Genomic DNA, 24607 nt, shown 5'->3' with positions numbered 1-24607 from the left:
CCTGGCTCCTTCACGCCATACCGCGCTGGACGAATTCGACGACGATCAGCAGCAGGCAGACGGCCGCCAGACCGCCACTCGCGCCGGCAAACCATTTCATGCGCTGGCGATCGATAGTGACCTGCGCCGCACTCACCGTCTGGCTGATAGATCCAACGACCGGCAAGCCGATCGCCTTTTCCAGCCGCGCGGCGGTCGGGAAGGTGCCCTTCAACTGGCCGAGCGCAAAAGCGACACCGATGCCCGCACCCACGCCCACGATCAGGACGCCGAGCAGCAGCAGCGGCCGGTTCGGTGCCGACGGTGCGGTCGGCGTGCTGGGCGGCTGAATGACGCGGAACTGGACCGAACCCGTCTCGGTCTTCACATCGCCACGCAGGCGGATTTCCTCACGGTCGGCCGCCAGCTTGTCATATTGCGCCTTGAGCGCAGCGTAATCGCTTTCGATCTTTTCCTGCTCCGACGCGACGCCCGGTTCGTTGACCTGACGCGACATCATGGTGTTGAGGTCGCCCTGCAACTGTGCCTTGCGCGTGCTGAGCGCCTGCACCGTGGCGGCGCGGTCCGCCTGCATCGACTTGATCGACAGATAGGCGGGATTGGGCGTGCTGCCTGCTGCGGCAGCGGCTCCACCGCCCGCCTTGCGCAACGCATCGACCTCACGCTGGGCGGCGATCACGTCGGGATGATTGGCGGTCCAGCCACGCGCCTTCATCGACGCCAGGTTCGACTGCGCCTGTGCCAGCGGCGACACACCGCCCGACGCCGTCATCCCCGGCAGGGTCGCGGGTGTACCCGCCAACTGGCCGTTCATTGCGCTGAGCGCACTTTGCGCCTGCACAAGCTGCGAATCGATGTTGCTGATTTCCGCGCGGGCCGCGTCCATACGCTGACTGATGGAGCCAGCACCGGGCAGCAGGCCGATATAGCGCTGCGCAAATTCGACGCGACGCTGGTCGGCCGCCTCCAGTTGCTTGCCGCGTGCGGCGATCTGCTGGTCCAGGAAGGCCAGGCTCTGCTTGGTCTGGTTGCGATCGCCCGACAGATTCTCTTCCTGAAAGATGTCGATCAGCTTCTGCACGACCTGCTGGGCGATACGCGCATTGGCGCCATCCGACAGGCCCGAGTCGGCCGATATGGCACTGATGTCGATCATGCTGGGATCGGCCTGCGCCATCACCGTGATATTTTCACGCAGGGTCGTGATCTTCGCGGCAATGTCACGCGGACCGGACACGGTCTGGGACAGGTCCGTGTCGCGCACGACCTTCTCCAGATTCTCGGCGCTCGCCAGCGTGCTGCGCACCCGGTCCAGATCCTGCTGTGACTGGACCTGGGTGATGCCCACCTTGTCCTCCAACAGCGACTGGGTGTTCACATAGACCCGTGCCTTGGACTGGTAGCTGTTGGGAATGAGCGCCACGCCCAGCCAGCCCAGCATGCACACGCCCCAGGCGACGGCAAGCGCCACCCAGCGGCGGCTCCAGATGCCGTGCAACAGGACCAGCAGTTCGTCGTAAAGGCCCGCCATGGTCAGAACATGCTTTCAGGAATGATGATGACGTCACCGGGCGACAGCAGCACGTTGGCGCGCGTATCCCCCTTCTTCAGCAGGTCGCCCAGGCGCACCTGATATTCCTTCTGTTTGCCCGTATCCTTGTCGAAACGGACAAGACGCGCCTTGTTGCCGGCCGCATATTCACTGAGGCCGCCGACCGCGATCATCGCGTCCAGCACGGTCATGTTCGCCCTATAGGGAATGGACGCCGGCTTTTCCGTCGCGCCCACAATCCTGATCTGCTGGCTGAACGTGCCGCTGAAATTATTGACGATGACCGACACCAGCGGATTTTCGATATATTGGGTCAGCGCCAGCTTGATATCGTCGGCCAGCATCTTGGGCGTCTTGCCCACGGCCGGCATGTCGGTGATCAGCGGCGTGGTGATACGGCCATCGGGGCGCACCTGCACCTTCGCGCCCAGTTCGGGATTACGCCACACGAAAATGGTCAGGTCGTCGAGCGGGCCGATGACATATTCCTCGCCCGGCCCCTCCTGCGTCGACACGAAGGATGCCGGCGGCAGTTGCGGCCCGGACGGCGCGGACGCACAGCCCGACAAGGCAACGGCGGGCAGTGACGCACCCATCAAAAGCCTGGAAACCGACACAAAACGCATAATCTCATCCCTTCGTGCGGCCATGCGCCAGCGACCGCCAACGAAGGACAGGCGACCGATCGGCATATGGCTCCGACCACCTTCATGGCGTGAAAGGGTAAAGATACCGTTAGGAGTTAAGTCCTGTGCAAATCAGCCAAGTAAAAGTTCACGAGGACTTGGATGACCAAGAAAAGCCGCAGGACTGGCAGACGCGCCATAGGCCCCAGCAAGGAAGATGGCGATCAGGTCACCTTCCCTCACAGACGGCAGGGCGACCTTGTCACCCAGCCTGTCTATCGGGGTACAGAGGCATCCCACCACTGTCACCGGATCGGCTGCCAGTGGCGCACCGAAACGGTTGGCGACCGCAATCGGATAGTTGCGCCGCACGACCGTGCCGAAATTGCCGCTGGCCGCCAGTTGGTGATGCAGGCCGCCATCGACCACCACGAAGGTTTCGCCCTGGCTAACCTTCACGTCCACGACGCGGGTCAGGTAGACGCCGGCCTCTCCCACCAGCCAGCGGCCCAGTTCGATCGCAAAGGCGCTGCTCTGCAAAATGCCTGGCAAGCTGTCCAACTCGTTGCCCAGCGCAACGCCGATCGGGCGAATGTCCAACCGGTTATCGCCGGGGAAATAGGCAAGGCCAAAGCCGCCGCCCAGATTGACCAGCGGCGGGGTTTCGCCAACCGCATCCGACAGGCGGGCCGCCAGCGCTATCGTCGCCGCCTGCGTCTCGATGATCGCCAGCGGATCGAGATTCTGGCTGCCGGCGAAGATATGCCATCCCTGCCAGTCCGCGCCTGCATCGATCATCGCGCGCGCCAGCGCCGCCGCCCGATCCGCATCCACGCCAAACGGCTTGGCCCCGCCGCCCATGCGCATGCCTGACCCTTTGAGGTCGAAGTCCGGATTGACCCGCACGGCCAGACGGGGCCGCTTGCCGATCCGATCGGCCACGGCAAGGGCACGGCGCCCCTCGCCTTCCGATTCCAGATTGATCGTCACGCCGGCAAAGATCGCCGCTTCCAGTTCGTCGTCGCGCTTGCCCGGCCCGGCGAAACTGATCCGATTCGGCGCCATTCCGGCCTCCAGTGCGATCGCCAGTTCGCCCCCGGATGCAATGTCGAAGCCATCGACCTGCCCCACCATGCGCGCCAGCAACGGCGCATAGGGATTCGCCTTGATCGCATAATGCAGATGCAACGCATCCGGCATGGCCTCACGGAAACGGCGCACCTGTGCCGCGACAACATCCATGTCATAGACGAACAGCGGCGTGTCGCCCGCTTCGTCCACCAGACTGGCCGCACCGCAGCCGCCGATGACCAGCATATTCTCTTCCTCGCCGAACCAGGTGGGGATCGGTCCCATCGGCTTCATGCGCCATGCTCCTTCGCCAGCGCGACCCGGTCGATCTTGCCATTGGGATTGCGGGGAAAGTCTGGAAGCACGACGATATCCTTGGGCTGCATGAAATTGGGCAGTTCGCTTTTCAGATGGGCCGCGACGGTCTGCGCAACATCCGAGTCAGCCGACCGCAGCAACAGGCGCACCGCCTGCCCCAGTCGATCATCCGTCACCCCCATCGCTACCGCTTCGGCGACGCCGGGCACGGCGACGGCTGCTTCCTCAACCTCGGTCGGGCTGATCCGGTTGCCCGCCGACTTGATCATCGCATCGTCGCGGCCGACGAAATAAAGTAACCCCTGTGCGTCGCGCCGCACCGTGTCCCCCGACCAGACCGCCATCCCACCATAGCGCGAGTCGGCCGGCGCGGGCTTGAACCGCTCTGCTGTCCGTACAGGATCGCGCCAATAGCCCTGTGCCACCAGCGGGCCGCAATGGACCAGTTCGCCCGGCTCTTCATCCTCGGTCAGGTTGCCGTCCGGGCGCACAACCAAGATCTCCGCGAAGGGAATGGCGCTACCCATGGAATCGGGATGACTGTCGACCAGCGCGGGCGGCAGGTAAGTGGAGCGGAACGCCTCCGTCAGGCCATACATGGGATAAAGATTCGCCTGCGGAAACAGCGCGCGCAGCTTAGCTACCAGCGGCCGGGTGAGCGCGCCCCCGCTATTCGTCAGCCGCAGCAATTTCCCCGCCACAGCTTCCGGCCAGTCCAGTTCGGTCAACTGCACCCAGAGCGGCGGCACCCCCGCCAGCGTGGTGATATCACGTCGATCTACCAGCTTCACCACGTCGCGTGGCGTCAGATAGTCGAGCGGATAGACGCAACCGCCCGCATACCATGTGGAAAGCAACTGGTTCTGCCCATAATCGAAACTGAAGGGCAGGACGCAGGCGGTACGATCCTGCGACGTCAGCTTGAGATAATCGGCAACCGCCGCCGCACCCAGCCAGAGATTGGCATGGCTCAGCATGACGCCCTTGGGCCGGCCCGTCGAGCCGCTGGTGTAGAGAATCGCCGCCAGATCGTCGGGCGCCGCCCCAGACGGGCCGATCGCTGCGCCGCCGCTCATCGCGCACGCTGCGTCATCCTCGCGGTGCAACTGGCATCCCGTCGGCACTTCGCCGGGCATCAGGCTGTCGAGTCGTGCCGCCGTGCCGATCAACAGCATCGCGCCGCTGTCCGCCAGGATATGCGCGACCTGTGCATGTTTGAGCAGCGGATTGATCGGTACATGGACCAGTCCCGCCCGAGGCGCAGCCAATGGCATCAACGCTGCGACTGGCCCTTTGGCGACCCAACTGGCGACTCGCGCGCCCTTCTCCAGCCCGAACCCGGCGAGCCACCCTGCCAGTCGGCCCAGCGTTTCTTCCAGTTCCGCATAAGTATAGCTGCCCGACCGGCCATCCAGCGCCGCCCGCGTCGGATCACCGCGCAGCAGCAGATGATCGAGCGGCTGCACCCGCACAGCGTCGGTCGGGGAGAAATAATCAGTCACAGATGCTTAACCCCATGGCGATGTTTTTATCCTATGCGTGATCCGTGGCTGGGGCGGAGATAGTCGGTTGCGGGGCCTAAGGGAATATCACAGGCTGGACGAGGCGAGGCAGGCGCTGGCCGGTCGTCTCGACCGTGGCGCTGTGCCCGGCTTGTTCGACCGTCTCGACTGGTTTGCCTCGCTCCATGCTCATTGCCTCGCCGACACGCCCGTCCGCATTGTTGCGGCGGAAGAGGAAAACGGTCGGGAAGCATGGCTGTTCCTGATTGCCCCCTCACCCCGCCATGTCAGCGCGCTCGCCAACTGGTACAGTTTTTCCTGGGGGCCGATATTTGTCGGCGCCCCCGATCCGGCGACGCAGCAGCGGTTGCTGGAACGGATCGCCCGCCATCTGCTCATGACCTGCGCGCAGATCAGCCTCTATCCGCTGGAGGACAGCGCGCCGATGATGCAGGCGCTGCGCCGCGCCGGCTGGTTCGCGGTGCAACGGGCGATGGGCGGTCGGCACCTTCTGCCTGTCGAGGGGCGCAGCTTCGCCGATTACTGGGCGTCGCGGCCGGGCAAACTGCGCAGCCTGGTCAAGCGCAAGGGGCGCGGCAATCCTTTCACCTTGTCCATCGCCCGGCGGCTGACCGACGATCTGTGGCGGGACTATGTCGATGTGCATGACCGTAGCTGGAAGCAGGCGGAGCCGGGCCTCGATTTCCTCCGCGATCTGGCCGAGCGGGAAAGCGCGGCAGGGACGTTGCGGCTCGGCTTTGCCCATCGGGACGGGCAAGCGGTGGCGACCCAGCTCTGGACCGTGGAAAATGGCATCGCACTGATCCACAAGCTGAGCCACGATGCCGCTTACGACCGCGTCTCCCCCGGCACCTTGCTAAGCCATGCCATGTTCGAACGCGCCATCGACCGGGATCGGGTGCGCCTGATCGACTATGGGACCGGCGACAATGGCTACAAAACCGACTGGATGGAGCAGCGCATTGCGCTCCATCAGCTCGATGCCTTCAACCCCCGTTTCGCCTCCGCCTGGCTGCCCGCCGCCCGCACCGCGATTTCCGCGCTTGTAGGTTAGCCAGCGAACCAGTAGTTAGGCGGCCATTATGCAGGCGCAAAATTCTCAACCGGTCGACCGGACCCTCGATGTGGACAGCCTGATGCGGGCGTTGCTGCGCGACGTGCTCGGCCTGTCGCAGGACAGGGTCGATGCGTTCGACGCGGACACCCCGCTGTTCGGTGCCCTTCCCGAACTGGATTCGATGGCGGTCGCGGGCCTGCTGACCGAGATCGAGGACCGGTTCGACATCCTGATCGAGGATGAGGATATCGACGGCGACACGTTCGAAACATTCGGCTCGCTGGTCGCCTTTGCGCAGGGCAAGGTCGGCTAAAAGCCGACCCGCCCCATGGAAGCTCAGGCTTCCACCAGTTCCTCGAAATCCTGTTCCGCCAGGAACTTCTCGACGTCGAGCGCGGCCATGCAGCCCATGCCCGCCGCCGTCACGGCCTGCCGATAGATTTTGTCGGTGACGTCGCCCGCCGCGAAGACGCCGGGGATGGCGGTGCGGGTCGTGCCCTTTTCCACTACGATATAGCCTTCGTCGAGCGGCAGCTTGCCCTCGAACAACTCGGTCGCGGGATGATGGCCGATCGCGACGAAGCCGCCGTCGGTCGCTTCATGCGACTTTTCGCCCGTTACCGTGTCGATCAGGTCGACGCCGACCAGACCTTCGGGCGTGCCGCCGCCGACGAACTTGTCCACCGCCTTGTTCCAGAGCACCTTGATATTGGGGTGCGCGTGCAGGCGCGCTTGCAGGATCTTTTCGGCGCGCAGGCTGTCGCGGCGGTGGATCAGCGTCACGTCATGGCTGTGGTTGGTGAGGTAGAGCGCTTCCTCCACTGCGGTGTTGCCGCCGCCGATCACCACCACCTTCTTGCCGCGATAGAAGAAGCCGTCGCAGGTGGCGCAGGCCGACACGCCCTTGCCCTGCAAATGCTCCTCGCCCTCGACGCCCAGCCATTTGGCCTGCGCGCCGGTGCAGATGACGAGCGTGTCGGCGACATAGAGCGTGCCGCTGTCGCCGGTCAGGCGGAAGGGGCGTTCGCTAAGGTCGATGTCGACAATCTGGTCATACATCATCTGCGCGCCGACATGTTCGGCCTGCGCCTGCATCTGCTCCATCAGCCACGGCCCCTGGATCACATCCTTGAAACCGGGATAATTTTCCACGTCGGTGGTGATGGTCAGTTGCCCGCCGGGCTGCATCCCCTGCACCACGATCGGCGCCAGACCCGCGCGCGCGCCATAGATGGCGGCAGACAGGCCGGCCGGGCCGGAACCGAGGATGAGCATGCGGGTGGAATGGGTGGCGGTCATGTCAGGCTTTCAACTGTGATTCGTGTCGGCCAGAGAGATAGGCACCCCCACGCCGCGCGCCAAGCGAAGGATTTGCATGGGGGCGGGCAAGCGGGACTTTGGGGGTGGCGCGGGATGGCGTGCGAAGTTCACAGTGTGAAGCCCGAAATGGGCCGGAAGCGCTCGCGAAGCTTTCGTGAAGCGTTCGCGAAGCTTCCCCATGGCGCTCGCGAAGCGTCACTTCCTATTGGGGGATGCGGGCGGGATTGGGGTGCGGGGATGTGGGGCGTGGTGCAGGGAGGGATGGAGGAAGGCTGGTCCATGCCGAGGGTAGATCAGACGAAATCCTATTTGGGAAGGATGTTGGAGCGACAGAAATTTGCTGATTTCAGACTGTCTGGCTACGAGCACGTAGGAAGGAATAGTTCCCTATCCGCTGTCACTTGAGGCACCGTGCGGCTGTCATGAAAGCTGCGGAAAGCTCGCCTCGCTCAGAAAAGGCTGCGCGGGTGGGAGCTTACCGATCTAGCGCAATTGTCGCACACCAATATGCGGCTAAAATGGGTACTTCAGACGTATGAGTAACCAACACGACGAAGCCGCAAAGACCGATGATTGCGTGGTCCCACCGCCACTCGATAAGAAAGAGTTGCATGCCTTCGTTCTCGGGATGAACGAGCATCAGGCCCGAGAAATTTCCGAATACGTCGAATGGCAATGCAATGCCAAGCGGGAAAGCGAACTTGAAGAATTCGGTGCGACCGGGCTTGAAGAGGAGTTGGTTGAACATGCCGAGAAAATAAAGTCAGAACGGGTGCATGGCACAGACTATGACGCTTGGGACGTGCATACCAACCACGGGCGATGGTGGGTAATCACCAGCCCTACCAATCTCTACTCGCAAACGCTCATGCCGAGCCTCGATTACACACTCTCATTTCATATCGGCGTGATGTCTCGCGTCGCGGCGAAGCGCGAAATTAGGCAAAACGACAGCGGCGACGAAATGCTTCTCATAACCTCACGGAAAATCTTTCAGGCGCAGGAAAGGTTTGATGCCGCTGACGAATCCGAGGATTTTCAGGCGGTGGGAATGCTTTGCCGCGAAGCCCTGACCACGTTCATTCGCGAAATTGCGGAGGCAGGAATGCTCGAAAAAGTCCTTGAGCCACCGAAACTGAGCGACTTCAAAGCATGGGCTGAACACGTCATCGGTTCAATCGCGGCAGGCGGTTCCGCAGAGTTCGTGCGCGGCTATCTAAAGTCGATGGCAAATAAGGGCTGGGAACTAGTGAATTGGCTTACTCATGCCAAAAACGCGACGCGCCACGATGCGCAACTCGCGCTCTCGGCGACCGAATACATTGTCGATCAGCTTATGATGCTCGCACTTCGCTCCCTCGCCGATGCCCCAGAAAAATGCGGGAAGTGCGGTTCGTTTAAGATCACCGTAACGTGGCGGCCCGAGATTGGCGATGAGGGCGAATATGTCGCACAATGCGACGTCTGCAATGCGGTGCGTGTCAGGAAACCTAGTACCGACACGTAATATCATACAAAAATTCGGACCGTCGAACTGCTAACGTCTGGCAATTATTCACTTCTGCCCGCACAGATCATTTGTAAGCCCGATCGGTATTCCCCGAAATACGGCGCACTCCCTGAATGTCTATCCGCTTTTGGGAAGCGGAAATAAACCGCACCATGGCGTGAAATGGCGCATCCACGAATGTCCGCTTCCCTCGCGTTCAAGCAACCTCCTTGCCTCCGCCCTTCCGACAGCCTATCTTACCCACGCCTTACCATCGGAGCATCGCATGGGCGCGCATGATCGGATCACGACTACCGTATCGACCAAGGGACAGGTCATCCTGCCCAAGGCGATCCGTGACCAGAAGCATTGGGGCGCCGGTACGAAGTTGCTGGTCGAGGAGACGGCGGACGGCGTGCTTCTGAAGCCTGCGCCGATCTTTCCGGCCACCGACCTCGACGCCGTTTTCGGATCGCTCCGGTCCGATCGACCGGCCCTGTCGGTCGAGGACATGAACGCGGTCATCGCGCGGGAGGCGGCGCGGCGTGCGCGCGATTGATACCAATATCGTCATAAGGCTGCTGACCGCCGACGATGCGGAACAGGCGCAGCAGGCCCGCAACGCAATCGACGGCAGGGACATATTTCTGGGCGCCACCGTGCTGCTGGAGACGGAATGGGTGTTGCGCGCGGGCTATGGATTTGCGCTTGCCAAGATTGCGCAAGCCTTTCGAGGACTGGCTGGCCTGCCGCGCATGCAGGTTGAGGAGCCGGCATTGCTGGCGGTCGCGCTGGACTGGATGGAAGGCGGGATGGACTTTGCCGATGCCCTCCATCTGGCACGATCTGCCCATTGCAGCGATTTTCTGACCTTCGATCGCCAGTTCGCCAAGCGTGCGGCCGGGCTGGATGCGGTGCCTGTCGTGATGCCGTGATGTGAAGGCGCTTCGGCTTCGCTCAGCCATGCCCTTCGACAGGCGCAGGGCGAACGGACGCCCTTAAGCGCGCTGTAGCAATCCCCTCAATCCAGTACGTTAGGCAAATCCTCGAACCCCTTGCGCAGGGCCGCGCTCCAGCCCTGGGAGATCATCAGGAATTCTTCATTGTCCGCCTCGATCCGGGTGCGGACGCGGAAGTCGTAGGCGTCCGTCGGGATCACCGTCAGGTCGAGCGGCATGCCGACCGAGAGGTTGGAGCGCAGCGTCGAATCCATCGACACCAGCACCGCCTTGGTCGCGTCCTCCAGCGTGGTTTCGCGGCTGATGATCCGGTCGAGGATCGGCTTGCCATATTTATGCTCGCCGATCTGGAAGAAGGGCGTGTCTTCCGTCGCCTCGATGAAATTGCCGGCGGAATAGATGAGGTAGAGGCGCGGCTTGCCGCCCTTGCGCTGGCCCGCGATCATGATCGACGCGCTGGAAGCGGAGCCGCCCATTTCGATGTTGGAGCGATAGCGTAGCTGCATCTTCTGCATCGCTTCGCCCACAATCTGCGCCACGCGGTGCATGGTGTCGCAATTGAGGATGGTTTCGACATCGGGGTCGAGCTGCGATTCCTTGATCGCCTTGCTCAGCGTCGCCTTCACCCCTTGCGTGATGGACAGGTTGCCCGAACACATCAGCGTGATCGCGCGCTCACCCGGCACATGATAGGTGAAACTCTTCCGGAAACGCGCGATATTGTCCATGCCCGCATTGGTGCGGGTGTCGGACAGCATGACCAGTCCCTGGTCCACGCGCACGGCCACACAATAAGTCACGGCCCCCCTGGCCTCCTGCTTCTCTCTGCCGCGATGCCTGAGTCGGACGCAGGCGGTCGCGTTGTTCAACCCGCAGAGTCGGGCGGCGGGGTGCTTTGTTGCTGCTGCCTTTGCAGCTGCCGTTCCTCGACTCCGTCCTCCGCCTGCGCGATACGGACGTCGGCGTCAATCCATATGTCGCCCGCGACCGTGACGGAGCCACGGATCGGCGCGGCTTCATCTGCATCAAGGCCGCTGGCAACGCGCAGATAGCGTTCGGTCACGCACACGCGGTTGGACGGGTCGAAGCCGATCCAGCCCAGTTGCGGCAGCCAGGCTTCGGCCCAGCCATGGGTTTCGTGGAGCGCATCCCCCTCCCCCGCCAGCAGATAGCCGGAAACGTAGCGAGCGGGGATGCCGATCGTGCGGGCGGCGGCGATGAAGACCTGCGCATGGTCCTGACACACGCCAGCGCCCAGCGCGAAGGCTTCGGCGGCGGTGGTGTCCGACGTGGTGACGCCGGCGCGGTAGTGGACCGCGTCGCTGACGGCGGCGGACAGGGCGTGCAGCGTGGCGAGCGGGCCGTCCTGTTCGGGCAGGTCGCGGGCCATGGCGGCGATGCCGGCCGACGCGCGGGTCAGGCGGGTGTCGCGCAGGAAATAACGGGGATCGACCCGGCTGCTGAGATGACCGACGACGCCATGGCTCTCGCGGGTGTCGACCAGCCCCTCCGCCACGATGGTCGCATGGTCGAGCCGGTCATGGCGAATCCAGATCGCCTCCTTCTCGCCATAGCTGTTGGGGTGGAAGCCGGTGAGCGGCTCGCCATTGACGCTGACCTGCCATTCCAGCACGCTCTGTGCGGGCGTATCGACCGGCATCAGCTTCAGCCGCATCGCCACCCGGCCGGCGCTGGCCGCGTAGCGATAGACGGTCTGGTGGCGAACGATCAATTTCATGGCCTGCCCCCTTTCCTCCTCCAATCAGCCGAAATGATAGGCCTGGGCAATCTCGCTGCCCAGCCGGTTGGTCATGGACAGGCCGTGCTGCACCGTTTCATGCAGGCCGAAACGGAAGATCTCGCCGCTGTCCAGCTTCTCCAGCGCGGCGACCATCTCCTGCACCGTGTCGTTGCAGGCGGCGCGCGCATCGTGCCAGCCCGCGAGGCGATTGAGCCGATAGGCCAGCTGGTCGTAGCAATAGGCGACGCTGCGCGGGAACAGGCGGTTCAGCATCAGGAAATCGGTGATCTGCCAGGGCGTGTAGGTGCCGCCATAGACATGATGATAGGCGCGGCTGCCCGACAGCGCGTGCAGCACCGACGTCCATTGATAATGGTCGCGATTGCCGCCGATCACCTCGGTTTCAGGGAGCAGGACATAATATTTGACGTCGAGCAGGCGCAGCGTCATCTGCGCCCGCTCCAGCGCGGAGCCGGTGCGCAGGAAGTCGTGCCCTTCATTGCGCAGCTGGCCCGAATGGGCGGCGCCGCGAAATGTCATCACGCGGGTCTTCACCCAGTCGATCAGCGCGGGGAGCTGCTGGCGCGCTTCGCCGACATCATAGCTGTCGAGCTTGCGCCAGCCTTCGTTCAGCGCCTCCCACATATCCTGCGTCAGCATGGTGCGGGCCGACTTGGCGTTGGCGCGGGCTTTCAGCAGGCAGGAGCGGATCGAGGAGGGGTTGTCGAGATCCAGCATCAGGAAGGCGACGACATCGCTTTCCGTCACCTGCTGTCCTTCGGGGAATTGATGGCCGGAGCCGGTGGCGCGCACGACGGAGCGCCATTCGTCGCGATGATGCGCGCCGGGCAGGATCGCCATCCGCTGCCCCATGGTCAGCAGCCGCGACGTCGCCTCCGCCCGCTCCATATAGCGCGCCATCCAGAAGAGATTTTCGGCGGTCCGGCTCAGCATGGGGTGATGCCCTTATTTTCTGTGGGGCGGGTGAAGGATATGGCCATCATCAGTCCTGCAACACCCATGTGTCCTTGACCCCGCCGCCCTGGCTGGAGTTGACCACCAGCGATCCTTCGGTCAGCGCGACGCGGGTGAGCCCGCCGGGAACGAGGCGGATCTGCTTGCCGACCAGGCAATAGGGACGAAAGTCCGCATGGCGACCGACCACTGCCGCCGGGCCCAGCGTCGGCACGGTGGACAGGTCCAGCGTCGGCTGGGCAATAAACTCATGCGGATTGGCCCTGATCCGGGCGGCATAGGCCTCGACCTCGTCCTTGGTCGACTTGGGGCCGATCAGCATGCCGTAGCCGCCCGAGCCGTGCACCTCCTTGGCGACGAGTTCGTGGAGGTTCTCCAGCACATATTGCAGTTCGTCGGGCTTGCCGCACTGCCAAGTCTGGATATTGTCCAGGATCGGCTTTTCGCCAAGGTAGAAGCGGATCATTTCCGGGACGTAGATATAGACCGCCTTGTCGTCGGCGATGCCGGACCCCGGCGCCGACGCCAGCGTCACGCCGCCATTGCGATAGACGTTGAAGATACCCGGCACGCCCAGCAGACTGTCCGGGCGGAAGACCAGCGGGTCGATATATTCATCGTCGATGCGGCGATAGATGACGTCCACCGCCTTCGGCCCCAGCGTCGTCTTCATCCACACCCGGTCATTGTCGACGAACAGGTCCGCCGGCTCGACCAGTTCCACGCCCATCAGGTCGGCGAGGAAGCTGTGTTCATAATAAGCGCTGTTGAGCGAGCCGGGCGTCAGCACGACCACCACCGGATCGCCCTTGCACGCGGGCGGCGCGACTTCCTTCAGGCTTTTGAGCAATTCGGCGGGATAATCGTCTACCGGCGCAACGATCCCCTGCGCGAACAGTTCGGGGAACATGCGCGTCATGATCTCGCGATTTTCGAGCATGTAGGATACGCCCGATGGGGTGCGGCAATTATCCTCCAGCACCTCGAAACTGCCCGGCCCGGTCCGCACGATATCGATGCCGACGATATGGCTGTAAACCTTCCCCGGCGGAGTGAAGTCGGCCATTTCGGCCAGATAGGCGCTGTTGCGATAGATGATGTCGGCGGGCATGATGCCGGCCTTCACGATTTCCCCGCGATGATAGACGTCGTGCAGGAAGGCGTTCAAGGCCCGCGCCCGCTGCCGGATGCCCTTGTCCAGGATGCGCCATTCGTTCGCGGTGAAGATGCGCGGCAAAAGGTCGAACGGGATCAGACGTTCCGGGTCGCCCCCCTCCCCATAGACGGCGAAGGTGATGCCGATGCGGCGAAAGATCGCCTCCGCCTCATCCATGCGGCGATTGAGTCCGGCTATGCCCGTTCGCTCCACCCATTTCTGCACTTCGTCATAACAGGCGCGTATCGAACCATCCGGCTCAAACATTTCATGGAAGGGCAAGTGGACGATCCTCCCTCGGCCAGCGGCCGGTTGTGCATTGCAATATGTGTGCGCCGCCCTGTGGCGAATGCAAGGCAAAAATGGCGAGGCGGAAAAAGGTTTCCCGGCAGTTCATGATATATGGCGGAAAAGCCGTTACATTTCGTTTCTGCGCACAGCCTTTTGAGGGGACAGTATAGGATGAGCCGTTTTCGCCGGACATTCGCCTCTTGCCTGATCGCCGCGTCGCTGACCCTGACCGGTTGCGCAGGTGCGGTGCGCGATCAGATCTACAAGGCCAGCGACACGACAATCGACATCGCACAATGGACCCATGTGCGACCACAGACATTCCCGGTCGCGACGGCGGATGGCCTGTCCCTGACCGGCTATTACTGGCCCGGCGAACCGATGGACCGCGACGTCATCCTCTTCTTCCACGGTCGCGGGTCCAATCAGGGCGTCGCCGCGCGCTATGCCGAACATCTGACCGGCCGGGGCGATCATGTCATCGTCGTGTCCTATCGCGGTTTCGGCGGCAATCCGGGCAGCCCGACGCAGGCCAGCATGGTGGATGACGGCCGCCGCTTCATCGCACAGGCGCGCAACCTGATCGGCTCCAATGCCCGCATCTTCCTGGTCGGCCATTCGCTCGGCGGCGCGGTGGCGCTGCATGTCGCAGCGACGATGCCGGTGGCCGGCGTCGTCACCCTCTCCACCTTCGACAAGCTGTCCGAATCCGCGCCGGGCGGGATGAGTGCCCTGCTGCCCGACAAATGGAACAATCTGGACGCCGCGACCAAGATCAAGGCGCCGCTGGTGATGATCCACGGCACCGCCGACGACCGGGTCGACATGGGCCAGGCCAGCGCCCTGTTCGCCGCCGCCGGCCACCCGACCGACTGGCTGATCGCGCCGGGCGCCGGCCATAATCCCGACATGGCCAAGCTCGGCCCACTGGTCAGCGAGGCGGTGGAAGCGGTCGATGACGACGCGCTGGCGACCTATCCGATGGCGCTGCCGGCCGGTTGGGAGGTGCGGCGAAAATGATTGCGCAACTTTTCTGCAAAGCCCTGTTGACCACCCCGCATCCCCTGCGTATAGCGCCGCCTCACCGCAGGGCGAAGCGCCCGGCGAGGCCCTTTGGGGCGGAGTAGCTCAGCTGGTTAGAGCAGCGGAATCATAATCCGCGTGTCGGGGGTTCAAGTCCCTCCTCCGCTACCATTTTTCAAGCACTTAGCGACATTTTCACCGACCAGTTTACAGTCGGTTTACACCTAATTGCCTTTTGAAGCCCTGTGCGCTCGACCGCGAAGGCGGCCAAAAACACGCTTCCGAAGGTCTCGCCCCTCGACCGTCAGCCGCTCCGCCTCTGCGAGGTCGGCGCGATCCTTATCGGTCATCAGATGCTCATACTTCATAACGCTACACATAGCGTTATATAACACCTCTAGGAAGCGTTATTTTTGGCGTTCAGCCGCTCGACCAACGACGCCACCACATGCTCCTCGTTCACATAGCGCATCCTGATTTCGGCAACCTGCTTCTCTGACCAGCCAACGATGCGGCCGATTTCCTGATCGGTCAGCCCCTTCCGGGCCAGCCATGTCGCATACGTTCCGCGAAGGTCGTGGATGCGCAGCGCCTTGTCGAAGCCAACCGCCTTAGCCTTGGCCTTCTGAAAAACGCCGCCAAGGCCGCTTTCGGTCCACGGCTTGCCCCGGCTATTCTGGAGGATGGTTCCAGATTCACGACCAATCTCATTCAGTAGCGCCCGCAACTCTGCCAGCAGCGGAACCACGACGCGCTTCTTTCGCTTGGCCGTCACGAACACGATGGCGCTAGGGCCGACATGCTCGGCAGCAACATCCACAAGGTCGCCAAGGCGAAATCCGGTCAGACTGCCGAATCGCAGCGCCTGCCAAAGTTCAGATGAGCAATGAGGCTCGATCGCCTTCCAGTCTGATTCGCTCCAGATGATTGCCGACCGATCGGCCTTGTAAAGCATAGGGATGCCCGCCGCGACGTTCCGGCCTATCATGCCCTCCGTCCCACCCCACGAAAGCAGGGTTGCGAGCATGACTATGGCCTTGTCGGCGGTGCGGGGCTTGTCCGCCATGGTTGCGCGCCACTCCATCACATCGACGCGCATCCGCTGATCGTTCCAGACGGGGAACGGCACCTTGCCGAATTTCTCGGAGAGTTTCTTCAACTCGATCCGGTAGTCTTTCTTTGTCCGGTCGCCCAACCCCTTCCATTCAGGGCTGCGCTGATACGCGGCGATGATCCGGTCAAGATTGTCGGAGGCAGTGGCAATCATGTGCCTGCGCGCCTCTGCCGCCGCGTCTAATATCGCTGGCGTGATGGTCGGGCGCTCGCCTTCGCAGGTATGGACCTGGGGGCCGCCACGGTAGGCATAGACATAGAAAAGCGCTGGCTTGCCGGGGCGCAGTTTGCGCACAACGTGCAAGCCAGTCTCAACTTTGGTTTTGCGCCTTCCAGATATCATAGGGGGATTGACCTTGGGCCTTGTCGGCTGGGTAGATTGTGATGCCATCGGGCCGAATGTCCACCGACCCGATCTGGATGCCGGCGTCCTTTGCCGCCTTGATGAGCCGCTTTATCTCAGGACTGCGGGGAAAAGCCTGCGCCCCCATCACCTCGCCCCACCATCATGAGAGCCGTGGGTGGAGAGGTTGCGGATGGCGGTGTGCGGTCCCGTGTCCAGCGGCTTCCAATGCGTAAACGGATCGTGCTTGCCGCCAACGTACTCGCCAAAGGTCGAGCAAATCCAGCCACGCTTGGTCAGGCTATGCCAGTCGCTATCACAATACTGGCCCATCTCTCCGCACTCATGGGGAGGGAATCCCCAGTAGACGGTTTCGCGGCTACTATCGCGCCATACATCGATCGTGCTGCCGTCCTGTGGCGCGGTTTCAATGGGTCGCCATCCGCATCTCTCATCAGCGAATTCCATCATAGCGTCGAGAATGACCTTGTTGAAGTACGGGTCATCGCCCTTCGCGATGGATGCTGCGGCTAGGGGGTATCCGTTTTTGAGCGCATGAATGGAGAGGATATCCCTCGCCCTCTCAGACACGGCGATCTGCTCGCTTTTGGGGGTCATTGGGTGGGTTCCTTCGCAAAGCTGTTGCCGCCGCGCCCGGTGCATGGCTGCGCGCAAGAATAGGGTGCTTGGCACCATCCATAGGCGACGGCCGGACATTGCGCTTTTACCCTCGCCAGATGCTCGCGGTCGCGCTGGGTCCACGGCATTTCGTTCGCCCCGCTCATCGGCCCGCGCCCTTCTGCTGGAATTTAGCCGACAGCCGCGCATATTCCTTGATATCCCGCTCTTCGCGGAGCCTAGCCGCCGTCTCATCTGCTGCGTTTTTGCGCTCAGTCTCGGCGGCCCGTTCTTCGTCAAGACGTGCCTGCTCTAGGGCGCGCCAGTCCTGCTCGATCCAGCCCAAAGGCATCGTCACCGCAAGGGTGTCCTCACCGCGCGGCCAGTAATACCGCAAGCTAAGGATAGGCGTCCCAACACCCCAGTCAGGCCCCTCCTGATCCATGTAGTTGCTGCCCGCGAAATTGCTCCTGATGTAGCAATCAAAGCCATATTGCGGACCAAGCTCTTCGCCCTCGCGCATCTGGTAAATCTCGCGGCCGATAGCTTGCAGCTTCACGCGAAGGTTCTTCATCGCGCCTTCTGCGACGTCGATATCATCAATGGTGACGTTCATGCCCCTTCCTCCCCGCCAGCTTGGCCGGATAGGGCGGCGAGCGTCAGCATGGCGCGGTAGGAGGCGATCAGGCGGGCAACGTCCTCGCTCTTCCATGACCCGGTTTCGCGCTGGCAGAGATAAATAGACTGCGCCACCCGCCTGTCATCGTCAGTCGGCTCCAGCATTGCCAACGCCTCATCTTCGCTGACCGCGTAAAGGTGCGGCTTCGCTTCCTCCACCGGGGCAGGCTCTGGGGTGAGGGCGGGCAGCATATCAATGATCCGTGTCACCAATGGCCCCGGCCCGTTCCACAATTCATCGTCGCGGGCGAATGCCTCAGCGGCGTCAAGTGCATTGCACAGGTCAACGAAGTTGCTCGCAGGAACACAATGTATCGGCGGGTCTTCGTTCGACCGGTCTTCACTATCATCGGCGGCGAAATGAGCCTCGCGGACAACGTCTCGGATGGCTTCAAGCCATTTTACGATATCGGTCAGATCGGCGGAATTGCCGCCGCAAGTTTTGCAGTCCTCCCCCGCCCCGGTGACAGCGGATGCGAGGGCGGCGATATCGTTGGCAAGGCGTTGCACATAGCGCGACCGCTCATCAACCGTCTGGAGGGAGGCTCCGACTGCCAGCATGTGCATGTTGGCGATCCGGAAGGCCTCAGTCGTCAAGCTATCCTTGGCAGGTGCGGCTGGCTGTCCATGCTCCAGCCACAACCGACAGTCTGGATCGCCGCACATGCAAGGCGCTTCATCCCCAACCTGTAAGCGATCGTTACAAGTTGCGGCTGGATTAGTTTCCGTAATGTCTGGCATGACCCGTCCCTTCCTGCGAGCGTATCCACTGCTCATTTTTCCAACCCTGAACCCATTGCTTCTCAGCATGTGATCCGGGCGAATAGCCGTGATCCAACATGGAAATTCCATTGCGGTACGCCCTGCAACCAGCCTGATAGTAATTGAGGCTCATGCGTCGTCTCCGGGATGCCAAGTCCCCTGCATGCGCTCCCAAATGGGCGGCAGCTCCTTCTCTGCGGCTGGCGCTTCGGGGAGAGGGATGGCTCGGATGGTTGCTATTTCAGCAAGTATGCGAACTTCATCCATGGTCCCAGCATAGTCGTCCGCGTAATCCTTCCCAAGTTTCAAAGCCTTCTCCAGCGCCTCCCGCATAGCCGCCACATCGGGGGTCGGTTGGGTGGCGGGCGCAATCAGTTCGTCACAAGTCGTGGAGCCGCTTACCGGCTTACCGTCGTTCGGACGGAACACATGAATTTTGCCCGTCTTGGTGACCGATACATGGTCGCCGTTTTCAGTGAAAACGCAAACGCTACCGTCGCTATCGTCATATTCGATGGGCACGTCGCGCACGAACGGCGGGATATCCTTTTCGGAAAACCCTTGGCTCAGGCTGGACCCGCCCGAAATTAGCTTCATGCCAGTCGGTTGGGTGGCGGGTGGATGGGCGTAGAGGGGCGTTTCGGTCCATCCTTTCAGCTTTTCATCATCAGTCAGGCGCTTACCATTCGTTGTGACGATACCGCCTAAGTCACCGGTAGATTTGCGGATCATCCACGCCACCGGCTCATCAGCCCCCGCCACACTGGGATCAAACGTCCCGCCGTTGCCGTAGTGCGTGCCGATGGTGGCGATTTCGGGGGTGGCGAGGGCTGCTTGCGCCTGCACAACGCAAAGTCGCAGTTCGTCATGATTGACAGATAATTGCGTTTCGCGATTTCTGCCGAAGTTGGTCAGGCTATTTACAAACCCGGCCAGCGCCGCCCTCAGTCCATTGTCGTCGGTCATGCTATCGCTCCCGTGGCGCGCAGGATTTCTTCCCGCGTCGGTACATGGTCCTCGTCACCAATCGCGTCGGCTTTGGATGTGCAGGCGCGGCAGAGGTGAAGGTCGCACTGGACAGACCCGCACTCGCCAGTGATCGGATTGCCGCCGCGCAGGGTGTCTTCGGCAAGTTCCGTCAGCGTCGGCAGAGCGGGCCGCGTATGTTCGGCGCAGTCCATCCCGACCGTAAACTGCTTACCGCAGCCGTCGCACTCGAAATGCGCCTTGATGTGCTGGATCGTCATGGCAATTCCTTCGGTTCGCGGGCGCTGGGGTCAACATCGTCGCTGAACACGACCGGCGCGCGATTGTCGTTGGCGTGGATGGCAAGGTCTTCGGCGCGGTGATGCTTGCACATCAGGCCGTGGTCGGCGTCCTTGCCCTCGCAAGCGACGGACATGGCGCACTGGTCTTTGCCGTGGTGGCGGGTCATTTGCGGTTGCTTTCCGCCATTTTGCGCAGCTCCGACAGGTGGTCGGCAATGCGGTGAAGAGGAAAGCCGATCCAGATAACGGCGATGATGGCGAGCGTGTCACCCATGACGCTTCCTCTCAGCCAACGGCACCATCCATTCCCGATGGCCGCGTGGCTTTTCCTTCGCCTCACGCGGCGGGTTCATCATCAAGCCCATGGTGCGGGCGCGGCGTTCTGCGCTGAACGGTGCCATCATCAATCTCCCGCGCCCCAGCTTTGCCATCGCTGGGAGCGCTCTATGCCCGTGTCCGCTGGGGGGAGCGGTTGGAGGCGGTGGAGGGGTTAGGCGGCGGCCTTGATCGCCCGCTTGGCATGAACAGCGTCGATGTATGATTGGCGGTTCTGGTTCGTGCGGATCAGGTGGAAGTCGTCGGTGCAAATCTCGACCTCGCCTTCCATCGCCATTGCTGGGTGCAGATGGGGATGGCGAGATTTGCATGACGGGCACGGATGATTGGGGCGGTTGACGTACATCATGCGCCCACACTCCCCGCCCGCTCAGCCAAGACCGCAGCCTTCTTCTTCGGGCCGCCGGGGATGAGGTTGCCGTTGGATCGGGCGCGCTTGGCCGCTGCATGCTCGCGGTCGCGGCGGCAGCGCTCGCGGTATTTCTCGGCGTCGGGAGCGAGGTCGAGAACCTGCTTGGCATAATGCTGAGTCGCGCGAATCTCGGCTGTCAGTTGGGCGTTTAGGCCGGCGATCACCTTATGCGTGGCGACGGTGTGATGATCTTCCTCGACCACGTCAGCATCGACCAAGATGCGGAACATAGTGGCCCACACATCGCCTTCCCATTCCTCGCTGCCGTTCTGGATAGACCAGTCTTCGACATGCAGCGCGTCCGCCAGCGATTTGAGGACATAGGTCGCGCCCTCGTCCTTCTGCTCCTGCGGCCCCGACACTTCCGCCAGCAGCCGAGCATTCTCCCGCTGCAACCGCTCGATCGTCGCATTGCGCGCCACGATCGTCTCGTCACGGCAGGCGATGAAATAGCGTTCATGCGCCACCGCCGCCTCATGCGCCTTCACTGTCATCAATCCGAAAAAGGACATATCTCGTCTCCCTGGGTTAAGCCGCGCGAGTGCGGCGGCGGTAATCCACGCGATTTTCGAAGCGGCGCTTCTCAGCGTAGACCCAATCTTTCGCGTACCGTTCGCGCTTGCGGGCATTGATCTCGGCCCGCCGCTTGGCGTGGTTGATGCGCTTCACCTCATTGTCGCGGGCGCGCTGTTCCGGCGTCCGGTTGTAGTAGCGGACGAGGCAGGCGAGCCGGGACGTTTCCAGTTCGGTCAGCGGGCGGGTCGCGGCGATCGCGTTGAGGCGGTCTAGGGCGGTCATGCAGCCGCCGCCATCGCATTGGTTTCCTCACGCGCACGCTGCGCCATGGCTTCGGCTTCCGCGTCGTTGAACGCCTCGCCGCGCTGCTCGTCCGCCGGACCTTCGCCGAACGGGTCTTCGTCGGACTGGTTGGCAGCGCGATCGGCATCGGCGGCAATCTGCTGGATTTCGTCCATGATCGGCCGCAAAGTCTGGCGGGCGGCCTTACCTTCGTCCGTTGCCCACCACTTCTTGAAAGCCTCTGCACCGCCGCGCGCCTTGTCGCGAGCCATGTCCATGATTTCCTTCTGGCGCTGCGCCTCGCCTTCGCCCTTCGCCCATTCGGCCATGGCAGCGCCGGTGGCTTCACCCATGGGGCGGCGCGGGTCGAACAGGTTCTTGAACTGGTCGGACACCTTGATCTGATGGACCGGGCAGCCGGGGGCGACGGGATCAAGGATAATCATCGCGGTCATTTCGAACATCAGGTCGCCGTCGCTCGCCGGATCCCAAGGTACATCCTTGCGGCGCGTCTTGGTCGCGCGCGCATTCTCAGCCTTGTCGCCGAAACCTTTCTGCATGACGGGCTTGGCGCGGGTGCAGATGATGATGTTCGTCTTGGCGCGGACGATCCGGTCTATCAGCCGGCGGTACTTCGGCTTGACCTCGGCCCATGCCAACTGGCCGAACTTCGACGGGTCCACTTCATAGCGGCCGTTTGCCCGCTTCTGCGCCTGCTCGACAAGACGGTCCAGCGCCTTGGCCTGCTCATCCAACACGCCGCCGACGCCTTCCCATGCGTGCGAGAAGCTATCAAGGATGACGACCGGCAGCTTGGCCGCCTCTGCCGCGTCAATGACTTCGATCCAGCGGTCCACGCCGAATCCGATCAATTCGCCATCGTCATCGATGGCGGTGAAGTCGAAATGCAGCATTTCCGGGAACGCTTCCTTGTAGTGCAGCGCCCGCTTGTTCTCAGTGTCCACATAGCCGATCGGCGCACCCTTCTTTCCGGTCATGCTTTCGGCGATGCCGCGCGCTACGCGCAGGGCGGTGAAGGTCTTGCCGGTGCCAGACCCGCCCGACAGCCCCAGGGCAATCGTGCGCGGGTCGGTGATTTCGTGGACAGGAATGAACCTGATGGTCATTGTGTTTGCTCCTGATAAATTTCGATGATCTTGGCGATTTTCTCTTCGGCAGCGGCGGCGGCCTCCAGAATGGCGGCTTGGATCACGTCGTCGGGATGGACGCGGATCACAGCCATCGGCAGCTTGTCGGAGAAGCTGATGAAGTCGATCCAGTCGAGTTCGCCGACCAGCATCCCGGTTTGGTGCTGCATGATAAATTCGGACGGGATTGCGCCGGTTTGGGCATGCTCCACCACCGTCTGAATTTGGTACTTCTGCTTGCGGGACTTGCACTCAATGCCGCCGCGCGTACCGACCGGCAGGCCATCGGGGGAATAGCCCAGCGTGAAGCCCCACTTGTCATTGGTGATGAAACCAACTTCCTGCACCGGGCCGAACTGCTCGGCGTAGCGGGCGCGGGCTTCCGCCTCATCGTTCTGGCCCCGGATCATGTCGAAGGTCTGGAAAAGCGGCTCCACGAAATTGGTGATGCGCTGAGCGGCCAACTCGTAGATATGCTTCCGGCAAGCGTCGTCGTCAGCGACCACATTCCATTCGCGCTGCTTGTACGGCTCACCGTTCTTCTTGATCCGCGTCTCCTCCTTAGGCGGGGCGGTAATGACCAACTTCATTTCACTGGCAGTCATTAGGCCGCAGCGCATTTGGAGCCACGCGGCACTGCCCTGCTCGACATTGTCATGATAGGTGACATTGCCAACTTTGCGCCGACCAAGGGCCGCATCACGCTTGGCTGAATCTGGCTCACGGTCAAAGGCTTCGAAGACACTGACGGCGTTCATGCTCCCAATCCTTCAGCTTTGGAGATCAGGACGCGCGTTTCGGCCATGAGCCGCGCCTTCTCGGCTGCGTGGCGGTCAACATGCCAAGCCCCAGCTTCAAGCGCCGCCCACCGACGCAACATCGCAAGAAGGGCCGGAGCCTCCGCGAATGTGTACGGAGAATGCTCGCCAAAAAAGCCCGAGACACTCACGTACTGGCTGTCAAAGTCATCGAAGCGCAGGGTGTCATTCTCGATTGTGAACTGCCGCGGCGAACGATCATAATCATCCACCACCTTGAGCGCGGGCGAATACTTCTCATCGAAGTAAGACTTTGCGGCCCGGCTCACAGCTCCGCCCCCGCGATATCGTCGAGCGTGACGCCATCGCAGGCGATCAGCGCATTGACGCGATCGACGATGGCCTTTTCCAGTGCCTCGATATTGCGCTGCGCTTGATCCGACGCCGAATTGTCAGCGACCGTGACCGCGCGATTGCGATGCAGAGCGACCAGCATGGCGGCCAAATTCGGCTGCAATTCGATGATGGGCGATGTTGCCATATCAGTAGGCTCCTGGGTTCGGCAAAAGCAGCAGCGCCGCCCCGCCGATGAGGATAATCGCCAGCACGACGGCCAGCATTTCGGGAATGGTGAGGAGGCGGGGTTGGGTCATGACCGGAGCGCCCGCTTTTCATCGGCCGCCCGTTGCCATTGCTCAGTCATCGATACAGGCGGCTCACCGTCGCACATGGCTTCGTGCTGCGCTTCGGCGGCGTCATCTATTTCGTCTTGCGTCATCGGCCGCCATCCATGTCCGCAGCAGTCGGGGCAGTCCTCCTGATGCAGGCCGCGCAAAATTCCGTGGCGGCTGACTTCAATCCAGCCGTTGCCATCGCAGCGTTTGCATTCGATGTCGGCGACGAAGCCGCTGAGGTAGTGCGTCATGGCATTGCCCTTTCGCAGTAGAAACAATTGTTCGGGCCGCTCTCCATCGACGTATCGACCTGGTGGCGGCTCGTCGGCGACGAGGGGCACTCGGGCAGCTCGTCGGTCACGATGCGAGGCTCTGACGCAAGCCAGATAAATCCGTGCGAGTAGGCGACTTCGACAGTTTCCCCGACTAGATCGTCTGGCCCGACGCTGTCCGGCATTTTTCCGTCCACAAACAGGTCGATGAACACCGTCTGCGTCGAACCCTCTACCTTGCATTCATGGCAGTTGAACTGATCGTGCCAGCTCTTGACGGTCAGGCGGTGGGGGCCGCGAGAGATATCGCTGTCGTATGAAGTCAT

32 protein-coding genes and 1 tRNA gene are annotated in these 24607 nt (G+C 62.2%); 7 read left to right on the top strand and 26 right to left on the bottom strand.

Features of this window, described 5'->3' with window-relative positions; all coding sequences use genetic code 11:
- Positions 1-10: 10 nt before the first annotated feature.
- The 4 genes from ACNHGR_RS01990 to ACNHGR_RS01975 form a co-directional block, all read right to left on the bottom strand.
- Positions 11-1531 carry an XrtA system polysaccharide chain length determinant gene (locus tag ACNHGR_RS01990; protein WP_184271216.1) on the bottom strand — a complete coding sequence of 507 codons (1521 nt, stop codon included), beginning with the start codon at positions 1529-1531 and terminating at the stop codon, positions 11-13.
- A 2-nt stretch (positions 1532-1533) separates the two neighbouring features.
- Positions 1534-2178 (bottom strand): XrtA/PEP-CTERM system exopolysaccharide export protein, encoded by a 645-nt coding sequence (locus ACNHGR_RS01985; protein ID WP_184271213.1) that lies wholly within the window; start codon positions 2176-2178, stop codon positions 1534-1536.
- 132 nt (positions 2179-2310) lie between these two features.
- A complete protein-coding gene (locus ACNHGR_RS01980; protein ID WP_475283923.1) occupies positions 2311-3543 on the bottom strand; it encodes a pyridoxal-dependent decarboxylase, exosortase A system-associated in 1233 nt (410 codons plus the stop codon).
- Complete coding sequence (locus ACNHGR_RS01975; protein WP_475283922.1) at positions 3540-5069, bottom strand: acyl-CoA ligase (AMP-forming), exosortase A system-associated; 1530 nt, start codon at positions 5067-5069, stop codon at positions 3540-3542. Before ACNHGR_RS01975 ends, ACNHGR_RS01980 begins: the two co-directional genes overlap by 4 nt.
- A gap of 67 nt (positions 5070-5136) precedes the next feature.
- Here ACNHGR_RS01975 and ACNHGR_RS01970 point away from each other — a divergent pair, with 67 nt between their 5' ends.
- Positions 5137-6144 (top strand): GNAT family N-acetyltransferase, encoded by a 1008-nt coding sequence (locus ACNHGR_RS01970; protein WP_475283921.1) that lies wholly within the window; start codon positions 5137-5139, stop codon positions 6142-6144.
- Between the two features lie 28 nt (positions 6145-6172).
- On the top strand, positions 6173-6460 hold the full coding sequence (locus ACNHGR_RS01965) for an acyl carrier protein (protein ID WP_475283920.1): 288 nt from the start codon (positions 6173-6175) through the stop codon (positions 6458-6460).
- A 23-nt stretch (positions 6461-6483) separates the two neighbouring features.
- On the opposite strand, the gene trxB is transcribed toward ACNHGR_RS01965, so the two are convergent.
- Entirely contained in the window at positions 6484-7446 is a 963-nt protein-coding gene (trxB, locus tag ACNHGR_RS01960) for a thioredoxin-disulfide reductase (protein WP_184271201.1), read from the bottom strand.
- Positions 7447-8002: 556 nt separating this feature from the next.
- On the opposite strand from trxB, the gene ACNHGR_RS01955 reads away from it, so the two are divergent.
- From ACNHGR_RS01955 to ACNHGR_RS01945, 3 genes are all read left to right on the top strand, one after another.
- The gene (locus ACNHGR_RS01955; RefSeq protein ID WP_475283919.1) at positions 8003-8974 is read left to right on the top strand and encodes a hypothetical protein; all 972 of its coding nucleotides are present in this window, start codon (positions 8003-8005) and stop codon (positions 8972-8974) included.
- 268 nt (positions 8975-9242) lie between these two features.
- Complete coding sequence (locus tag ACNHGR_RS01950) at positions 9243-9515, top strand: AbrB/MazE/SpoVT family DNA-binding domain-containing protein (RefSeq protein ID WP_475283918.1); 273 nt, start codon at positions 9243-9245, stop codon at positions 9513-9515.
- Entirely contained in the window at positions 9502-9891 is a 390-nt protein-coding gene (locus ACNHGR_RS01945; RefSeq protein ID WP_475283917.1) for a type II toxin-antitoxin system VapC family toxin, read from the top strand. The genes ACNHGR_RS01950 and ACNHGR_RS01945 overlap by 14 nt, the downstream gene beginning before the upstream one ends.
- Before the next feature lie 86 nt (positions 9892-9977).
- Here the strand turns inward: ACNHGR_RS01945 and ACNHGR_RS01940 are convergent, their stop codons facing one another.
- The 4 genes from ACNHGR_RS01940 to ACNHGR_RS01925 form a co-directional block, all read right to left on the bottom strand.
- Positions 9978-10715, bottom strand: a complete 738-nt coding sequence (locus ACNHGR_RS01940; protein ID WP_475283916.1) for a proteasome-type protease — start codon at positions 10713-10715, stop codon at positions 9978-9980.
- Between the two features lie 65 nt (positions 10716-10780).
- A complete protein-coding gene (locus ACNHGR_RS01935) occupies positions 10781-11653 on the bottom strand; it encodes a transglutaminase family protein (protein ID WP_475283915.1) in 873 nt (290 codons plus the stop codon).
- Positions 11654-11677: 24 nt separating this feature from the next.
- Complete coding sequence (locus ACNHGR_RS01930; protein WP_184271187.1) at positions 11678-12610, bottom strand: alpha-E domain-containing protein; 933 nt, start codon at positions 12608-12610, stop codon at positions 11678-11680.
- Positions 12611-12659: 49 nt separating this feature from the next.
- Entirely contained in the window at positions 12660-14069 is a 1410-nt protein-coding gene (locus tag ACNHGR_RS01925) for a circularly permuted type 2 ATP-grasp protein (RefSeq protein ID WP_221416990.1), read from the bottom strand.
- A 180-nt stretch (positions 14070-14249) separates the two neighbouring features.
- Here ACNHGR_RS01925 and ACNHGR_RS01920 point away from each other — a divergent pair, with 180 nt between their 5' ends.
- Positions 14250-15098: an alpha/beta fold hydrolase gene (locus tag ACNHGR_RS01920; RefSeq protein WP_184271184.1), complete on the top strand. Its 849-nt coding sequence runs from the start codon at positions 14250-14252 to the stop codon at positions 15096-15098.
- A gap of 97 nt (positions 15099-15195) precedes the next feature.
- Positions 15196-15272 (top strand) — tRNA-Met (locus ACNHGR_RS01915).
- A 226-nt stretch (positions 15273-15498) separates the two neighbouring features.
- Here ACNHGR_RS01915 and ACNHGR_RS01910 read toward each other — a convergent pair.
- From ACNHGR_RS01910 to ACNHGR_RS01830, 17 genes are all read right to left on the bottom strand, one after another.
- Complete coding sequence (locus tag ACNHGR_RS01910) at positions 15499-16509, bottom strand: tyrosine-type recombinase/integrase (RefSeq protein WP_475288296.1); 1011 nt, start codon at positions 16507-16509, stop codon at positions 15499-15501.
- Positions 16510-16525: 16 nt separating this feature from the next.
- The gene (locus ACNHGR_RS01905) at positions 16526-16705 is read right to left on the bottom strand and encodes a hypothetical protein (RefSeq protein WP_475283914.1); all 180 of its coding nucleotides are present in this window, start codon (positions 16703-16705) and stop codon (positions 16526-16528) included.
- Entirely contained in the window at positions 16705-17175 is a 471-nt protein-coding gene (locus ACNHGR_RS01900) for a hypothetical protein (RefSeq protein ID WP_475283913.1), read from the bottom strand. Before ACNHGR_RS01900 ends, ACNHGR_RS01905 begins: the two co-directional genes overlap by 1 nt.
- Before the next feature lie 163 nt (positions 17176-17338).
- On the bottom strand, positions 17339-17791 hold the full coding sequence (locus ACNHGR_RS01895; protein WP_475283912.1) for a hypothetical protein: 453 nt from the start codon (positions 17789-17791) through the stop codon (positions 17339-17341).
- Positions 17788-18594: a hypothetical protein gene (locus tag ACNHGR_RS01890; protein WP_475283911.1), complete on the bottom strand. Its 807-nt coding sequence runs from the start codon at positions 18592-18594 to the stop codon at positions 17788-17790. The genes ACNHGR_RS01895 and ACNHGR_RS01890 overlap by 4 nt, the downstream gene beginning before the upstream one ends.
- Before the next feature lie 150 nt (positions 18595-18744).
- Positions 18745-19581, bottom strand: a complete 837-nt coding sequence (locus tag ACNHGR_RS01885; RefSeq protein ID WP_475283910.1) for a hypothetical protein — start codon at positions 19579-19581, stop codon at positions 18745-18747.
- Positions 19578-19862 carry a hypothetical protein gene (locus tag ACNHGR_RS01880; RefSeq protein ID WP_475283909.1) on the bottom strand — a complete coding sequence of 95 codons (285 nt, stop codon included), beginning with the start codon at positions 19860-19862 and terminating at the stop codon, positions 19578-19580. The genes ACNHGR_RS01885 and ACNHGR_RS01880 overlap by 4 nt, the downstream gene beginning before the upstream one ends.
- Positions 19859-20050, bottom strand: coding sequence for a hypothetical protein (locus ACNHGR_RS01875; protein ID WP_475283908.1), 192 nt, complete (start codon positions 20048-20050; stop codon positions 19859-19861). Before ACNHGR_RS01875 ends, ACNHGR_RS01880 begins: the two co-directional genes overlap by 4 nt.
- Positions 20051-20373: 323 nt before the next feature.
- Positions 20374-20568: a hypothetical protein gene (locus ACNHGR_RS01870; RefSeq protein ID WP_475283907.1), complete on the bottom strand. Its 195-nt coding sequence runs from the start codon at positions 20566-20568 to the stop codon at positions 20374-20376.
- The gene (locus tag ACNHGR_RS01865; protein ID WP_475283906.1) at positions 20565-21143 is read right to left on the bottom strand and encodes a hypothetical protein; all 579 of its coding nucleotides are present in this window, start codon (positions 21141-21143) and stop codon (positions 20565-20567) included. The genes ACNHGR_RS01870 and ACNHGR_RS01865 overlap by 4 nt, the downstream gene beginning before the upstream one ends.
- A gap of 16 nt (positions 21144-21159) precedes the next feature.
- The gene (locus ACNHGR_RS01860) at positions 21160-21429 is read right to left on the bottom strand and encodes a hypothetical protein (protein WP_475283905.1); all 270 of its coding nucleotides are present in this window, start codon (positions 21427-21429) and stop codon (positions 21160-21162) included.
- A complete protein-coding gene (locus tag ACNHGR_RS01855) occupies positions 21426-22556 on the bottom strand; it encodes a DEAD/DEAH box helicase family protein (protein WP_475283904.1) in 1131 nt (376 codons plus the stop codon). Before ACNHGR_RS01855 ends, ACNHGR_RS01860 begins: the two co-directional genes overlap by 4 nt.
- On the bottom strand, positions 22553-23335 hold the full coding sequence (locus ACNHGR_RS01850) for a YqaJ viral recombinase family protein (RefSeq protein ID WP_475283903.1): 783 nt from the start codon (positions 23333-23335) through the stop codon (positions 22553-22555). Before ACNHGR_RS01850 ends, ACNHGR_RS01855 begins: the two co-directional genes overlap by 4 nt.
- On the bottom strand, positions 23332-23664 hold the full coding sequence (locus ACNHGR_RS01845) for a hypothetical protein (protein ID WP_475283902.1): 333 nt from the start codon (positions 23662-23664) through the stop codon (positions 23332-23334). The genes ACNHGR_RS01850 and ACNHGR_RS01845 overlap by 4 nt, the downstream gene beginning before the upstream one ends.
- The gene (locus tag ACNHGR_RS01840; protein ID WP_475283901.1) at positions 23661-23876 is read right to left on the bottom strand and encodes a hypothetical protein; all 216 of its coding nucleotides are present in this window, start codon (positions 23874-23876) and stop codon (positions 23661-23663) included. Before ACNHGR_RS01840 ends, ACNHGR_RS01845 begins: the two co-directional genes overlap by 4 nt.
- A 108-nt stretch (positions 23877-23984) precedes the next feature.
- Positions 23985-24260 (bottom strand): hypothetical protein, encoded by a 276-nt coding sequence (locus ACNHGR_RS01835; RefSeq protein WP_475283900.1) that lies wholly within the window; start codon positions 24258-24260, stop codon positions 23985-23987.
- Positions 24257-24607, bottom strand: a complete 351-nt coding sequence (locus tag ACNHGR_RS01830) for a hypothetical protein (protein WP_475283899.1) — start codon at positions 24605-24607, stop codon at positions 24257-24259. Before ACNHGR_RS01830 ends, ACNHGR_RS01835 begins: the two co-directional genes overlap by 4 nt.

The sequence above is a fragment of the Sphingobium sp. RS1 genome, from assembly GCF_056156825.1.
Note: the sequence above shows the minus strand (reverse complement) of the source record. Positions and strands in the feature narration are given on the sequence as shown.

What these genes read in the sequence shown, in the direction of transcription:
- ACNHGR_RS01990 (WP_184271216.1), bottom strand. Translation starts at nt 1,531, where the DNA reads ATGGCGGGCCTTTACGACGAACTGCTGGTCCTGTTGCACGGCATCTGG.
- ACNHGR_RS01985 (WP_184271213.1), bottom strand. Translation starts at nt 2,178, where the DNA reads ATGCGTTTTGTGTCGGTTTCCAGGCTTTTGATGGGTGCGTCACTGCCC.
- ACNHGR_RS01980 (WP_475283923.1), bottom strand. Translation starts at nt 3,543, where the DNA reads ATGAAGCCGATGGGACCGATCCCCACCTGGTTCGGCGAGGAAGAGAAT.
- ACNHGR_RS01965 (WP_475283920.1), top strand. Translation starts at nt 6,173, where the DNA reads ATGCAGGCGCAAAATTCTCAACCGGTCGACCGGACCCTCGATGTGGAC.
- trxB (WP_184271201.1), bottom strand. Translation starts at nt 7,446, where the DNA reads ATGACCGCCACCCATTCCACCCGCATGCTCATCCTCGGTTCCGGCCCG.
- ACNHGR_RS01955 (WP_475283919.1), top strand. Translation starts at nt 8,003, where the DNA reads ATGAGTAACCAACACGACGAAGCCGCAAAGACCGATGATTGCGTGGTC.
- ACNHGR_RS01950 (WP_475283918.1), top strand. Translation starts at nt 9,243, where the DNA reads ATGGGCGCGCATGATCGGATCACGACTACCGTATCGACCAAGGGACAG.
- ACNHGR_RS01935 (WP_475283915.1), bottom strand. Translation starts at nt 11,653, where the DNA reads ATGAAATTGATCGTTCGCCACCAGACCGTCTATCGCTACGCGGCCAGC.
- ACNHGR_RS01930 (WP_184271187.1), bottom strand. Translation starts at nt 12,610, where the DNA reads ATGCTGAGCCGGACCGCCGAAAATCTCTTCTGGATGGCGCGCTATATG.
- ACNHGR_RS01920 (WP_184271184.1), top strand. Translation starts at nt 14,250, where the DNA reads ATGAGCCGTTTTCGCCGGACATTCGCCTCTTGCCTGATCGCCGCGTCG.
- ACNHGR_RS01905 (WP_475283914.1), bottom strand. Translation starts at nt 16,705, where the DNA reads ATGGGGGCGCAGGCTTTTCCCCGCAGTCCTGAGATAAAGCGGCTCATC.
- ACNHGR_RS01900 (WP_475283913.1), bottom strand. Translation starts at nt 17,175, where the DNA reads ATGACCCCCAAAAGCGAGCAGATCGCCGTGTCTGAGAGGGCGAGGGAT.
- ACNHGR_RS01895 (WP_475283912.1), bottom strand. Translation starts at nt 17,791, where the DNA reads ATGAACGTCACCATTGATGATATCGACGTCGCAGAAGGCGCGATGAAG.
- ACNHGR_RS01890 (WP_475283911.1), bottom strand. Translation starts at nt 18,594, where the DNA reads ATGCCAGACATTACGGAAACTAATCCAGCCGCAACTTGTAACGATCGC.
- ACNHGR_RS01885 (WP_475283910.1), bottom strand. Translation starts at nt 19,581, where the DNA reads ATGACCGACGACAATGGACTGAGGGCGGCGCTGGCCGGGTTTGTAAAT.
- ACNHGR_RS01880 (WP_475283909.1), bottom strand. Translation starts at nt 19,862, where the DNA reads ATGACGATCCAGCACATCAAGGCGCATTTCGAGTGCGACGGCTGCGGT.
- ACNHGR_RS01875 (WP_475283908.1), bottom strand. Translation starts at nt 20,050, where the DNA reads ATGACCCGCCACCACGGCAAAGACCAGTGCGCCATGTCCGTCGCTTGC.
- ACNHGR_RS01870 (WP_475283907.1), bottom strand. Translation starts at nt 20,568, where the DNA reads ATGATGTACGTCAACCGCCCCAATCATCCGTGCCCGTCATGCAAATCT.
- ACNHGR_RS01865 (WP_475283906.1), bottom strand. Translation starts at nt 21,143, where the DNA reads ATGTCCTTTTTCGGATTGATGACAGTGAAGGCGCATGAGGCGGCGGTG.
- ACNHGR_RS01860 (WP_475283905.1), bottom strand. Translation starts at nt 21,429, where the DNA reads ATGACCGCCCTAGACCGCCTCAACGCGATCGCCGCGACCCGCCCGCTG.
- ACNHGR_RS01855 (WP_475283904.1), bottom strand. Translation starts at nt 22,556, where the DNA reads ATGACCATCAGGTTCATTCCTGTCCACGAAATCACCGACCCGCGCACG.
- ACNHGR_RS01850 (WP_475283903.1), bottom strand. Translation starts at nt 23,335, where the DNA reads ATGAACGCCGTCAGTGTCTTCGAAGCCTTTGACCGTGAGCCAGATTCA.
- ACNHGR_RS01840 (WP_475283901.1), bottom strand. Translation starts at nt 23,876, where the DNA reads ATGGCAACATCGCCCATCATCGAATTGCAGCCGAATTTGGCCGCCATG.
- ACNHGR_RS01835 (WP_475283900.1), bottom strand. Translation starts at nt 24,260, where the DNA reads ATGACGCACTACCTCAGCGGCTTCGTCGCCGACATCGAATGCAAACGC.
- ACNHGR_RS01830 (WP_475283899.1), bottom strand. Translation starts at nt 24,607, where the DNA reads ATGACTTCATACGACAGCGATATCTCTCGCGGCCCCCACCGCCTGACC.